9 protein-coding genes are annotated in these 13,260 nt (G+C 59.6%); 8 read left to right on the forward strand and 1 reads right to left on the reverse strand.

Annotated elements, in window-relative coordinates; all coding sequences use genetic code 11:
- Positions 1-26: 26 nt before the first annotated feature.
- Entirely contained in the window at positions 27-1,799 is a 1,773-nt protein-coding gene (locus tag GYM67_RS00915; RefSeq protein WP_258561518.1) for an extracellular solute-binding protein, read from the forward strand.
- Positions 1,800-1,876: 77 nt separating this feature from the next.
- Positions 1,877-3,628, forward strand: coding sequence for an extracellular solute-binding protein (locus GYM67_RS00920; protein WP_220236716.1), 1,752 nt, complete (start codon positions 1,877-1,879; stop codon positions 3,626-3,628).
- 273 nt (positions 3,629-3,901) lie between these two features.
- On the opposite strand, the gene GYM67_RS00925 is transcribed toward GYM67_RS00920, so the two are convergent.
- Entirely contained in the window at positions 3,902-4,552 is a 651-nt protein-coding gene (locus tag GYM67_RS00925; protein ID WP_220236717.1) for a YesL family protein, read from the reverse strand.
- Positions 4,553-4,880: 328 nt separating this feature from the next.
- Between GYM67_RS00925 and GYM67_RS00930 the strand changes: the two genes are divergently transcribed.
- The 6 genes from GYM67_RS00930 (at position 4,881) to GYM67_RS00955 (ending at position 13,249) form a co-directional block, all read left to right on the forward strand.
- A complete protein-coding gene (locus GYM67_RS00930; RefSeq protein ID WP_258561519.1) occupies positions 4,881-5,852 on the forward strand; it encodes an ABC transporter permease in 972 nt (323 codons plus the stop codon).
- 20 nt (positions 5,853-5,872) lie between these two features.
- Positions 5,873-6,814, forward strand: a complete 942-nt coding sequence (locus GYM67_RS00935) for a carbohydrate ABC transporter permease (RefSeq protein ID WP_258561520.1) — start codon at positions 5,873-5,875, stop codon at positions 6,812-6,814.
- Between the two features lie 335 nt (positions 6,815-7,149).
- A complete protein-coding gene (locus GYM67_RS00940; RefSeq protein ID WP_220236719.1) occupies positions 7,150-8,898 on the forward strand; it encodes a type 2 periplasmic-binding domain-containing protein in 1,749 nt (582 codons plus the stop codon).
- 157 nt (positions 8,899-9,055) lie between these two features.
- Complete coding sequence (locus tag GYM67_RS00945; RefSeq protein WP_220236720.1) at positions 9,056-10,807, forward strand: type 2 periplasmic-binding domain-containing protein; 1,752 nt, start codon at positions 9,056-9,058, stop codon at positions 10,805-10,807.
- 254 nt (positions 10,808-11,061) lie between these two features.
- The gene (locus GYM67_RS00950; RefSeq protein ID WP_258561521.1) at positions 11,062-11,739 is read left to right on the forward strand and encodes an SGNH/GDSL hydrolase family protein; all 678 of its coding nucleotides are present in this window, start codon (positions 11,062-11,064) and stop codon (positions 11,737-11,739) included.
- Entirely contained in the window at positions 11,726-13,249 is a 1,524-nt protein-coding gene (locus GYM67_RS00955) for an alpha-L-fucosidase (protein WP_220236722.1), read from the forward strand. The genes GYM67_RS00950 and GYM67_RS00955 overlap by 14 nt, the downstream gene beginning before the upstream one ends.
- Positions 13,250-13,260: the final 11 nt, after the last annotated feature.

Below are 13,260 nucleotides of genomic sequence, written 5' to 3' on the forward strand. Positions count from 1 at the left end.
AAGAAGAAGAAAAGAAAGGAGGGACCATGTCCCTCAAGAAGAAGGCATCAATGGCGATGGCCTTGACCCTGTCCCTGGCTTTGGCCCTTGCAGGCTGCGGCGGTGGGGGCAGCAACGAGGGGGCCGACGACAAGGGCCTGATGGAGGTGGAGGTGTTCTCCATGTCCGCCACCGCCCAGGGGGAGCAGCAGGGTTGGTTTGCCAAGATACTCAAGGACAAGTTCAATATGAAGATGAAGGTGGTGGCCCCTGCTCAGACAGGTAATGCGGAGACCATCTTCCAGACTAGGGCGGCCACAGGCAACCTGGGCGACCTGATTTTGACCAACACAGACAACGGTCGTCTGGAGAAGCTGGTCAAGGCCAACCTGATTGCCGATATGACCCCTTACATGAAGAACGAGAAACACCTCAAGCAGTTCCCGGGTGCCCTGGACAGGGTCACCAAGGTGGCGGGCAAGGATGGCATCTGGGGGGCCCCGTCCGATGTGGCCACCCAGTCCCCCTCCAAACCCTCCGCCGGTGACGAGCCAGGCACGGCCCCCCACATCCGCTGGGATTATTACCGCGAGGTGGGTTACCCCCAGATGAACAATCTGGATGACTTCCTCAACGTTCTCAAGCTCATGCAGGACAAGGCCCGTGAGAAAACCGGGAAGAGAGACATCTACGCCCTCAGCCTCTTCAAGGACTGGGACCAGGAAATGATGAAGTATCCGATGGATATGGCCTCCTGGTACGGGTACAATTCCATGAACACGGTCCTTACCCGGGCCGACGGGAAGGACGACCAGCCTGTCACCAAGGAGGGCGGCATCTACGAGCAGATGTTGCGTTTCCTCAACAAGGCCTCCCGGATGGGCCTGGTGGATCCGGATTCCTCCACTCAGACTTGGGATAACATCTCCCAGAAGGTCCACCAGGGCAAGGTTTTGGCTGATATCTGGAGCTGGCTAGGCCAGCCGGCGGTCAACACCGTGGGTAATAAGGCCAAGGGGATTGGATTCATGCTGGCCCCCGTACCTGGCCTGAAGGTCTACGTGGACGGGTTCATGCCCGACGGTCACGACCCGGTCATCGCCGTGGGTGCCAAGGCCAAGAACAAGCAGCGCCTGGTCGACTTCATTGACTGGCTCTACTCGCCCGAGGGTGTCTACGCCACGGCCACCGGCGCCCAGGGACAGGCCTGCCCAGAGAAGATGTGCTGGGAGCGGACCAAGGACGGCAACAAGATGACCGACCTGGGCGTCAAGGCCATGTTCGGCCTGGCAGCCGAGGGAGACTCGAGCGGAAGCCAGCAGGTGCCTGACGAGTTCGGCGGCGGCCAGTACGGCAAGGGAGTGTCGATGATGCACTTCACCGGCATCCACAAGAACGACATCGACCCAACCACCAAGGAGACCTATAACCCCCAGCTGTGGAGGTCCGAGCTGGCCAAGCCCGATGCCCTGAGGGATGACTGGTCCGCTCACATGGGCGGTGCCAAGACCGCTCTGGAGTGGCTGCAGAATCACGACGAGGCCATGGTCGCCGTTGGGGCGGGCTTCGTGGCCCCGACCGATGACTCATCCATCAAGGCCCTGCGCGGCCAGGTCAAGTCCGAGGTTGTTTCCCAGTCTTGGAAGGCTGTCTACGCCAAGGATGACAACGAGTTCAACACCATCCTGAAGACCATGAGAGACAACCTGAAGGGGCTTGGCTACGAGCAGGTCGAGAAGATCGACATGGCCAACGCCAAGGCTCAGACCAAGGCGCGTCAGGAGATCGTCAAGGAATGGGAGGCACAGCACGGCAGGTGATCCCGACCGGGGAAATCCGGACGGCGGTAAGAGACGCCACTGGTTGGGTGGCGGATGACAAAGAAAGAAGAGAATCCATGAACCTCAAGAAAAAAGCGATGGCGGCGATCGCCGTCGCCATCACCGGTGCCATGTCCCTGGCGGGCTGTGGCGGCGGCGCTAATTCAAGCGATGGCCCGGACGACCACTCTGAAATGACCGTCGAGATGTTCTCCCAGGACGCCACGGCCCAGGGTATTCAGAAGGGCTGGTTCGCCAAGCTGATCAAGGACAAGTTCAACATCAAGCTCAAGGTCATCGCACCGGGTGTCACCGGCAACAGCGAGACGCTCTTCGAGACCCGTTCGGCAGCCGGGAACCTGGGCGACCTGATCCTGACCCATACGGGCAATGGCCGCCTGCAGAAGCTGGTTAAGGCCGATCTGATCACTGACCTGACCCCCTACATCAAGAACGAGAAGTACTTGAAGAAGTACAAGGGAGCCTTGGACAGGGTGACCAAGGTGGCCGGCAAGGAAGGCGTCTGGGGCATCCCCGGAAATGTGTCCTCGCAGTCCCCACTCAAGTCGAACGCCGGAGACGAGCCCGGCACGGCCCCCCACATCCGTTGGGATTACTACCGTGAGGTCGGTTACCCGAAGATCGAGAACCTGGACGACTTCCTCAACGTCATGAAGCTCATGCAGGACAAGGCCCGGGCCGACACCGGCCAGAAGGACATCTACGCTCTCAGCCTTTTCAAGGACTGGGATGGAGAGATGATGAAGTTCCCCATGGATATGGCCTCCTGGTATGGATACAACACGATGAACTCGGTCCTGACCAAGGCTGACGGCTCCGATGACCAGACCCCCATCCAGGAGGGCGGCATCTACGAGCAGCTCCTGCGCTTCCTCAACAAGGCCCAGAGGATGGGTCTGATCGATCCGGATTCCTCAACCCAGACCTGGGACAATGTCACCGCCAAGACCAGCCAAGGCAAGATGCTGGTCGACATCTGGTGCTGGCTGGGCCAGCCCCGCATCAACTCCGCTGCCAACAAGGCCAAGGGAATCGGGTTCATGTTGGCGCCCTTGGAGGACATGAACATTTATTCGGAAGGCTTTGCTCCCGATGGGGTGGATCCCATACTGGCAATCGGTGCCAAGGCCAAGAACAAGCAGCGCCTGGTCGACTTCCTCGACTGGCTCTACTCGCCTGAGGGTGTCTATGCCACGGCCCAGAACGCAGGTGGCCCCGTCTGTCCGGAAAAGCTCTGTTGGACTAGGAGCTCTGAAGGCAACAAGCTGACCGATTTCGGCCTCAAAGCTATGAACGAGGCCGACGGGCTGAAGGTTCCTGCAGAGTTCGGCGGCGGTGACTACAACAAGGGCATCTCCATGATGCACTTCCAGGGGCTGAACCAGAACGACATCGACCCGAACACCGAGGAGACTTACAATCCGGCCCTGTGGAAAACCGAACTGGCAAAGCCCAACGCCCTGAGGGATGATTGGTCCGCCCACATGGACGGCGCCAAGACGGCCTTGGAGTATCTGGAGAAGCGCAAACAGGTCGTGGTCGCCCCCGGAGCAGGATACATTCCACCCGAGGAAGACTCCCAGATCACCGCAGTTCGGGGCCAGGTCAAGTCCGAGATCGTCTCCCAGTCCTGGAAGGCGGTCTATGCCAAGGACGACAACGAGTTCAACGCCATCCTGAAGACCATGCGCAACAATGTGAAGGGGCTTGGCTACGACAAGATCGAGAAGATCGACATGGCCAACGCCAAGGCCCAGACCAAGGCACGCCAGGACATCGTGAAGGAGTACGAGAACAGGACCAAGTGATTCCACGACTTCGGTCCACCCGGCGGTTCAGGATCCGTCAGCAGGGCCGGGGCCCATCGGTTAGCGAGGGGGCGGTGCCCGCCAGGCTCTGAGGTCGGCAGGCGCCGCCTCTTTCCGCACCCTGTATGCCCTCATGCAGTTCGGACGCAACTGCGGTTTATGCGCGCGACCTATGCGCAGCCAATCCATGCGAAGTGTGACCTGCCATTCAGTGGGCTGGGTGGGAGGTGACGGCACCGTCCTGGTCGTGCCATGCGCTACTTCCTCGCAGCCTCACAGGGAACCGTTCTTGTAGGTGGTCTGGGTGTCCCCCTTGGCGCCCCGCTCGAAACGGTCGAAGGCTCGTAGATAGATCAGCGACTTGGCGTATGCCAGCCAGGAGAAGCCGAAGATGATGGCTAGGACCCGCAGGAAGGGCACATAGTAGACGAGGAAGGCGAAGGCCACGTCGATGGCCAAAAGGCAGATGGCATAGAGGGGGATCCCCATGGGAACCCCTACGGATAACTTGAAGAAACCCCAGACCGTATTGGTGTAGCGGGACTGCAGGGGGTAGAAGAACTCGTATGAGAAGATTAGAAGGACGGTTCCGATGATCAGGATAATGAGGGCGGGATAGATCATCGCCCCCTTCATGCTCAGCCAGAAGGTCAGGGAGTAAATGACGATGCCCCCCAGCGCCGCGTGGATGATGAAGGCGATGATGGACTGTTTGAACTCCCGGACGAAGCGTTGCAGGTACTGTCGGCAGAGGGGGATGTCCTCGTGGTCGTCATAGGCGAAGACCGTGCCGTAGAGGGCGCTGCGGGCGGGACCTATCGTGATCAGGGGTATGCAGGTGACGACGAAGAGCAGATTCAGGGCAGTGAATCTGAGAAGGGTGTTCACGAACTGCCAGAAAGGACTTTCGAGGTTGAAGCGCATGATCCGCCTTTCTCTTTTGACTTTACCTGCCGGTGCGTCGGCAGGGGCTGCGGCGTGTGGGCAGAAGGGTTGGCGCGGCCATCCTCTTGTTCTGTCTGCAGCCTCGTCGGCTGCAGGACCATCTGCCGGACGGGCCTGACTGGATTCATGGGCGGGAGCGGCCCTGCCTCACGTGGTGACATGCCTTGTAGAGCACCGTGGCTTGACAGCTAAGTTAAATCGGTGTACTAATCTATTTACAAACATATAAATAAGCCTACTACGATCTATACGGCGCATGGCTGGCAACGCAAGGAAGCGGGCTTATGGGAAAAGACAGGAGGGCAGGATGTCAACTGGCGACATTCCGTTGAACGCTACCCGGCGGAGTAGGTCTAAACGCCAAGGGGGCATAAGCGGCAAGAAGAAACACAGCATCAACCTCTTCCTTTTGACCGTCCCCTTTCTGATACTGGTCATCCTCTTCAGTTACTATCCTCTGCTCGGCTGGGTGTATGCCTTCTATGACTATCAGCCGCCCATTCCCCTGTCGGAGAGCGAATTCGTCGGCTTCCAGTGGTTCAAGATGATCGTCCAGAACCCGGCCCAGCTGCACACGGTCGGCCAGGTCCTGATCAACACCTTCGTGATGAGCGGACTGGGCATTCTGACCTCATTCTTTCCGCTGTTCTTCGCCATCGGCCTCAATGAGATTCGCAACAAACACTTCAAGAACGTTATCCAGACCCTGACTACCCTGCCCAACTTCATCAGCTGGGTCCTGGTCTACGCCGTGGCATTCGCCATGTTCTCCTCCACTGGCATGGTCAATGAGCTCCTGCAGAACATCCACCTGATTTCACAGCCCATCCACTTCCTGGATTCCGACAGCGGGACCTACATCAAGATGCTCCTGTGGAGCCTGTGGAAGGGGCTGGGCTGGGGGTCCATACTCTATCTGGCGGGCATCGCAGGCATTGATCCGGAGCTTTACGAGGCCGCCCAAGTGGACGGCGCCAACCGGTTCCAGCAGATCATCCACGTCACGGTCCCGCAGCTCATGCCCACCTACCTGGTCATGCTGATGCTGAGCGTCTCCAACTTCCTGAACAATGGGATGGACCAGTACTTCGTCTTCCAGAACGCCTTCAACCTCAAGCACATCCAGGTGCTTGACCTCTACGTCTACAACGTGGGCATGGGCCAGAACAGCCTCTCTCTCGCTACTGCCATATCCATGCTGAAATCCCTGGTCAGCGTGGTCCTCCTGTTCCTGGTCAATTGGGCCTCGAAGCGGACCCGTGGCGAGTCAATTATCTGAGCGTTAAGGGGAAAACAATCATGAGTGACAGCATGGCAATCGGATCGAAGGGTGTCTCTCCTCTCCTGCAGCGGACCAAGGGCGAGAAGGTGTTCAATGTCTTCAACATCGCCTTCTTCATCCTCTTCGCTTTCATCTGCGTCTACCCGTTCTATTACCTGATCATCAACAGCATCTCCGACAACACCCTGAGTGCCGCCGGCAAGATCACCGTCCTGCCCAAGGGGATCCACTGGAGCAACTATGTGGAGGTCTTCAAGCTGGAGGGCCTGGGCACGGCTGCCATGGTCTCCCTGGGACGTACCGTGATCGGTGCGACCCTGACCGTGCTGGCCAGTGCCTTCCTGGGCTTCCTCTTCACCCAGCAGGGCATGTGGCACCGCAAGTTCTGGTACCGCTTCATCATCGTGACCATGTACTTCAATGCCGGCCTGATTCCCATGTTCATTACGATGAAGAACCTGGGTCTGACCAATAACTTCTGGGTGTACATCCTGCCGGCCATCGTGCAGCCCTTCAACATCATCCTGGTGAAGACCTACATCGAATCCATCCCCTCCTCCCTCCAGGAGGCGGCCGAGGTGGACGGCGCCGGCACCCTGACCGTCTTTTTCAAGATCGTCCTGCCTATGTGCACGCCGATCCTGGCCACGGTGGCCATCTTCTCGGCCGTGGGCCAGTGGAATTCCTTCCAGGACACCCTGATCTACATGACTGATTCCAAGCTCTACTCCCTGCAGTACCTGCTCTATCAGTACATCAACCAAGCAAGCTCCCTGGCCAGCGCCGTCAAGGCCAGCGCTGGCGGGGCCTTGAACATGGCTGCTCTGGCCACCCAGCAGACCCCGTCGTCGATCAGGATGACCGTCTCGGTGATCGTGGTCCTGCCCATCCTCTTTATCTACCCGCTCTTCCAGCGTTACTTCGTCAAGGGCATGATGCTCGGCGCAGTCAAGGGCTGATCGAGAGGAGGCGCAACCTCGCTGCTGTGTGGATCTGATCCCACGCGGCGGCCAAGAAGCGTTCATGTCGATTCATCAAGGAGGACAAATCGATGAGAGATGCGAGGTCGGCAGTGGCCCCGCCGATCCGAAGAAGACCACGGAGCCGTCGGCGGGCAGAGGCCTAGAGGCCGGGAGCATGGACCGAGGAGGGCCCTGCAGGCCATTGAGACAATCGTATGAACAACAAGGATGTAAGCGGAAGTCAGAACACTCCCGATGACCTGCGGTCCGTCGACTTGCCGAAGGCGACAGGGCGGGCCCAGGAGCCGGACAGTGTCTGGAAAGGGGAAACAATGCAAGCCAAGAAGCTGACGGCGGTGGCTGCTGCTGTCATAACCGTGTCCATGGCCTTGGCGGGCTGTGGCGGGGGGGACAACTCAGCCAACGAAAAGGACGATGGGTCACTTATGCAAGTGGACGTCTTCGATGGCCTGGCCAACTACCAGGGCATCCAGAAGGGCTGGTTCGCCAAGATGGTCAAGGACAAGTTCAACCTCAAGTTGAACATCGTGGCTCCCAATGTTGCGGGCGGGGGCAGCACCCTCTTCGATACCCGTTCGGCAGCCGGGAACCTGGGCGACATCATCATCACCGGCTCCGGCTCCGGCCAGGCGGCCAAGTTGGTCAAGGCCCATCTGATTGACGACATGACGCCGTACCTGAAGAATGCCAAGAACATCAAGAAGTACAAGTCCGCCACTGATGCCTTCAACAAAACGGCTGGACAGACCAGCGGGGTCTGGGGGCTGCCCGGGTCGGTCACTTCCCTGCCGCCTACGGAGCCCTCCGAGGGGCTGGAGCCCACCTTCGGCCCTTATGTGCGGTGGGACATCTACAAGGAAGTCGGATATCCCAGGATCGCCAACCTGGATGATCTGGTCACGGTCCTCAAGCAGATGCAGGACAAGGCCCGAGCCGAGACCGGCGACAAGAACGTCTACGCCATGTCCCTCTTCAAGGACTGGGACGGCAACATGATGAACAACGCCAAGCAGCCCACCTGCTACTACGGTTACGACGAGATGGGCTTCGTCCTGGCCAAGGCCGACGGCTCCGACTACCAGTCGGTCACCAAGAAGGGCGGAATGTACGAGAAGGCCCTCCAGTTCTTCAACAAGGCATCGCAGGCCGGCCTGGTCGACCCCGAGTCGACCACCCAGAACTACGACACCATGTATGCCAAGTACCAGCAGGGCAAGATCCTCTTTTCCTTCTGGCCTTGGCTAGGGCAGGCAGCCTACAACACCACGGACAACAAGGCCCAGGGCAAGGGCTTCATGATCGCCCCCCTGGAAGACATGAAGATCTTCTCCTACGGAGCCACGCCCGACGGGGGGAGCACCTTCATCGCCCTGGGTTCCAAGGCCAAGAACAAGCAACGCCTGGTCAACTTCATCGACTGGCTCTATTCGTCTGAGGGAGTCTACGCCTCTGGTGCCCAGACCGGCGGGTCCGCTGGTCCAAAGAATCTGAACTGGACGGTCAAGGACGGCAAGCCCGAGCTGACCGATTTCGGCGAGAAGGTCCTCTTTGGCAACGGTGCCAACGTGCCGGCCGATTGGGGGGGCGGCACCTACAAGGACGGGGTCTCGGCCTTGAACTACCCGACTGTGATCGTCCAGGACAAGGATCCCTCCACGGGCTACCCCTACAACGCCAGCATGTGGCCCTCGCAGCTGGCCAAAAACACAGACCCTCTGAGTACCGACTGGTCCGCCCACATGGGCGGGGCCAAGACCACCATGGAATATCTGAAGAAGAGCAACAAGATCTTGGTGGCCCCCGGTTCCAGCTACGTGACCCCGGACGAGTCCTCCCAGATCAAGACCCTTCGTGGCCAGGTGAAGACCGAGATCGTCAACGCCTCCTGGAAAGCCTCCTTCGCCAAGGATGACAACGAGTTCAATGCCATCCTCGATGAGATGCGCTCCAAAGTTGACGGGATGGGCTTCAAGCAGGTTCTCGATGTGGACATGAAGGACGCCAAGGACCAGAACACGGCCCGGGTGAACATCAAGAAGCAGTTCGAAGACAAGAAGTGAACCGGAAGATGGGCGTCCGGCCTCCGTCGGGATTTCCCGGCGACCCCGACCTCACGTGAAGATTTGTCCACTCCGGACAGCCCGTGCCGGGCGACCGCACGGGCCGACCGGGGAGTCTGAAAACCAGACTATGGCAGAGAAAGGTAACAAGGAAACCATGAAGAAGAGCAAACTCGCAGTGGTGACGGCAGCGGTGCTGTCAGCCTCGCTGGCCCTGGCCGGCTGTGGCGGCGGAGGAGGCAACTCCGCCAACGAGAAGGACGACGGCTCCCTGATGAAGGTGGATGTCTATGACGACTTGGCCAACTACCAGGGCATCCAGAAGGGCTGGTTCGCCAAGATGGTCAAGGACAAGTTCAACATTCAGTTGAACATGATCTCGCCCAATGTGGCCGGTGGCGGCAGCACCCTCTTCGACACCCGTTCAGCAGCTGGCAACCTGGGCGATCTGGTCATCACCGGGGCCGGCAACGGCCGGCTGACCAAGTTGATCAAGGCCCATCTGATTGACGACATGACGCCGTACCTGAAGAATGCCAAGAACATCAAGAAGTACAAGACCGCCACCGATGCCCTCAACAAGCTGTCGGGCCAAAGCAGCGGGGTCTGGGGGGTGCCGCAGAGTGTCTCCACCAAGAGCCCGACCGACCCCTCCGAGGGCAACGAGCCCGTCTTCGGCCCCTATATCCGCTGGGACTACTACCGTGAGATCGGCTATCCCAAGTTCAACAACCTGGATGACTTCCTGCAGGTCCTCAAGCAGATGCAGGACAAGGCCCGGGCCGAGACCGGCGACAAGAACGTCTACGCCTTCTCCCTCTTCAAGGACTGGGACGGCAACATGATGAACAACGCCAAGCAGCCCACGACCTACTTCGGTTACGACGAGATGGGCTTCGTCCTGGCCAAGGCCGACGGCTCCGACTACCAGTCGGTCACCAAGAAGGGCGGAATGTACGAGAAGGCCCTTCAGTTCTTCAACAAGGCCAACCAGATGGGCCTGGTCGACCCCGAGTCCTCCACCCAGAACTACGACACCATGTCGGCCAAGTACCAGCAGGGCAAGATTCTCTTCTCCTTCTGGAGCTATCTGGGGCCCGCCGCTTACAACACCACGGAAAACAAGGCGCAGGGCAAGGGCTATATGCTGGCCCCCATGGGTGACATGAAGATCTTCTCCTACGGAGCCACCCCCAATGGCGGAGCCGCCATCATCGCTGTCGGGTCTAAGGCCAAGAACAAGCAACGCCTGGTTAACTTCATCGACTGGCTCTACTCCAAGGAGGGCGTTTACGCCATGGCCGGCAGCGTCAAGGGCATGAACTTCGACATCAAGGACGGCAAGCCCGAGCTGACCGACTTCGGCAAGAAGCTCCAGAGCGACAAGTCCTCCAAGGTCTCCGCCCAGTTCGGCGGCGGCTCTTACTCCGACGGCGTATCCGCCCTGAACTTCACCACCGAGCTGGCCACTGACATCGATCCCGATACTAAAGAGCCCTACGACTCCAGCATGTGGAAGTCCACCATTGACCAGTTCAGTAACTCCGCCCTGGACAAGGATTGGTCCGAGCACATGGACGGGGCCAAGACCTCCATGCAGTACCTGGAGAAAGCGAACAAGCTCATGATCGCCCCCGGCTCCAGCTTCATTCAGCCCGATGAGTCCTCCCAGATCTCCACCCTGCGTGGTCAGGTGAAGACCGAAATCGTCAACACCTCCTGGAAAGCAGTCTTCGCCAAGGATGACAACGAGTTCAACAGTCTGATGGACGGGATGCGTTCCAAGGTCGACGGACTGGGCTTCAAGCAAGTCCTGGATGTAGACATGAAGAACGCCAAGGACCAGAACACGGCCCGCATCAACATCAAGAAGCAGTTCGCTAACCGCGAGGCGTCGGAAGGCAACTGATTTCGCGCCGAACGGTAAGGCGGGGGGAGCCATGGTGCCCCCCCCCCCCCCGCCGTCAGACATGTACCGGTGGGGAGCGTTAGCCGGGTGGGCGGCCAATCGAACCGCCCTCCATCGCGCTCCCCTTGCCATGCCGGTGGCGCAGTGGATGGGTTTCCCGGTCGCCGGTTATGAATGCGGCCTCGGTCCCGATCAGGGGCCCTGCCGTGAATGACACAAAAAGACAGAGAAGGAAAATGAGGTGCAAGAGCTGCATGCTCCCATTTGAAAAGAATTCAAGGATCGTCTTCTGCGGGGACTCAGTCACTGATGTCAACCGTGATTACAAGGCCGTTCCCGCCGGCTGGGGCTCCTTCGGCGATGGCTATGTCAACTTGGTCCACGCCCTTCTTACCGCCGTCTACCCCGACCGGGAACTCATGATCATGAACGAGGGAGTCAGCGGGGACGACATCAAGCTGATGGCAGCCCGGTGGGACAGGGACGTGCTCGATATGAAGCCCGACTACGTCTCCGTCATGATAGGGATCAATGACGTCTGGCGTCATTTCGACGGTCCCTTCCGCCAGGCGGACCTGGTCTCTCTGGATGAATTCGAACACACTTACGAGGATCTGATGGGCAGGACCGAGCCCCGTGTCAAGGGCCTGATTGTCATGAGCCCTTTCATGATGGAGCCCAACAGGGATGACCCGATGAGGGCCATGGTCGACCGCTATGCCGATGTAGCCAGGCAGATGGCGGACCGGCATGGGGCTACCTATGTGGATGTCCAGGCTGCCATGGATCACTTCCTCAAGAAACAGAGCAGCTACATACTCAGTATGGACCGTTGCCACCCCGGAATTGAGGGGCATATGCTGGTGGCCAGGTCCTGGCTCCAAGCCGTCGGCTTCGACTGGGGAAGGACCACATTCGATGACGAAAAGTGAACAGGAGTTCCGTCCCTTGCGTGAGGAGGTGGCCGGGGCTGGTGACCTTTCGCGGGTGGATGCCGAGATCAGCCGTGGCGCCTTCAAGGCCGATTGGGCCTCCCTCTGCGCCATGGAGCCCCCTACCTGGTTCACCGATGCCAAGTTCGGCATCTTCACCCACTGGGGCCTGTACAGCGTGCCCGCCTACCATAACGAGTGGTACTCGCGCAACATGTACATCAAGGGGTATCCGGAGTTCGACCACCACGTGAAGACCTACGGACCCCAGAAGGAGTTCGGCTACAAGGACTTCATCCCCATGTTCAAGGCGGAGCGTTTCGACCCAGATCAGTGGCTGGACCTCTTCCGCCGTGCCGGAGCCCGCTACTATATGCCCGTGGCCGAGCACCACGACGGATTTCAGATGTACCGCAGCGAACTGTCGGAATGGAACGCCTTCGACAAGGGGCCCCACCGCGACCTGATCGGCGAGCTGCGACGGGCCACCCTCGGACAGGGCCTTCACTTCGCCCTGTCCGACCACCGGGCTGAGCACTGGTGGTTCATGGGCCACGGACAGGAGTTCGACAGCGACGTGCATCAGCCCATGAAGAGGGGCGACTTCTACTGGCCCGCCATGCCCGAGCCTGACAATCAGGACCTCTTTGGCAAGCCCTATCCCGCCAAGGAGTATCTGGATGACTGGCTCCTGCGGGTCTGCGAGGTGATCGACGCCTACCGGCCCGAACTTCTCTACTTCGACTGGTGGGTCCAGCATGAGGCGTTCAAGCCCTATTTGCAGCGCCTGGCTGCTTACTACTACGACCGGTCCGTCGAGTGGGGGGTTCCGGCCGCCATCTGTTACAAGATGGACGGTATGGCCTGGGGTTCGGGCATCGTGGACGTGGAACGCGGCGGCTTCGCCAACCCCACCCCCTTCGTCTGGCAGACGGACACTGCCATCGCCCGCAACTCCTGGTGCCATACGACCACCTTGGACCACAAGTCGGTGGCTGAGATCCTGGCCGCCCTCCTCGACGCGGTCAGCAAGAACGGCAATCTCATGCTCAACGTGGGCCCTTGCGCCGACGGGTCCATCGACCCCGAGGAGGAGGAGATGCTGGAATCCATCGGTCGTTGGATGGATGTGAACGGGGAAGGAATCTATGGATCCCGCCCCTGGCGGGTCGCTCAGGAGGGCCCCACCCACCCGGCAGCGGGGTCCTTCGCGGACCAGACCGAGGCCGTCTTCACCCCCGAGGATTTCCGGTTCACCTCGGTATCAGGTGCTATCTACGCATACCAGCTCAAGCCGTCCACAGATGGACGGGCCCTGATTAAGGCCTTCGCTCCACGGGGCAAGGAAGGGTCGGTCTTTCAGGGGATCGTCCGCCAGGTCAGCCAGTTGGGTGCAGGACCGGTCAGTTACGAGCTGACGGACCGTGGGCTGAAGGTTCAGGGTCTCGAGAACCTCACCGGCACCACGGCCACCGGCCTGCCCTTGGGCATTCGGATTGACGTGGAGTGAGATTCGGACCC

The sequence above is a fragment of the Bifidobacterium asteroides genome, assembly GCF_019469425.1.
GTDB classification, from domain to species: Bacteria; Actinomycetota; Actinomycetes; order Actinomycetales; family Bifidobacteriaceae; genus Bombiscardovia; species Bombiscardovia asteroides_I.

Bases quoted from the DNA above. Each gene is read 5' to 3' on its own strand.
- GYM67_RS00915 (WP_258561518.1), top strand. From the start codon at position 27: ATGTCCCTCAAGAAGAAGGCATCAATGGCGATGGCCTTGACCCTGTCC.
- GYM67_RS00920 (WP_220236716.1), top strand. From the start codon at position 1,877: ATGAACCTCAAGAAAAAAGCGATGGCGGCGATCGCCGTCGCCATCACC.
- GYM67_RS00925 (WP_220236717.1), bottom strand. From the start codon at position 4,552: ATGCGCTTCAACCTCGAAAGTCCTTTCTGGCAGTTCGTGAACACCCTT.
- GYM67_RS00930 (WP_258561519.1), top strand. From the start codon at position 4,881: ATGTCAACTGGCGACATTCCGTTGAACGCTACCCGGCGGAGTAGGTCT.
- GYM67_RS00935 (WP_258561520.1), top strand. From the start codon at position 5,873: ATGAGTGACAGCATGGCAATCGGATCGAAGGGTGTCTCTCCTCTCCTG.
- GYM67_RS00940 (WP_220236719.1), top strand. From the start codon at position 7,150: ATGCAAGCCAAGAAGCTGACGGCGGTGGCTGCTGCTGTCATAACCGTG.
- GYM67_RS00945 (WP_220236720.1), top strand. From the start codon at position 9,056: ATGAAGAAGAGCAAACTCGCAGTGGTGACGGCAGCGGTGCTGTCAGCC.
- GYM67_RS00950 (WP_258561521.1), top strand. From the start codon at position 11,062: ATGCTCCCATTTGAAAAGAATTCAAGGATCGTCTTCTGCGGGGACTCA.
- GYM67_RS00955 (WP_220236722.1), top strand. From the start codon at position 11,726: ATGACGAAAAGTGAACAGGAGTTCCGTCCCTTGCGTGAGGAGGTGGCC.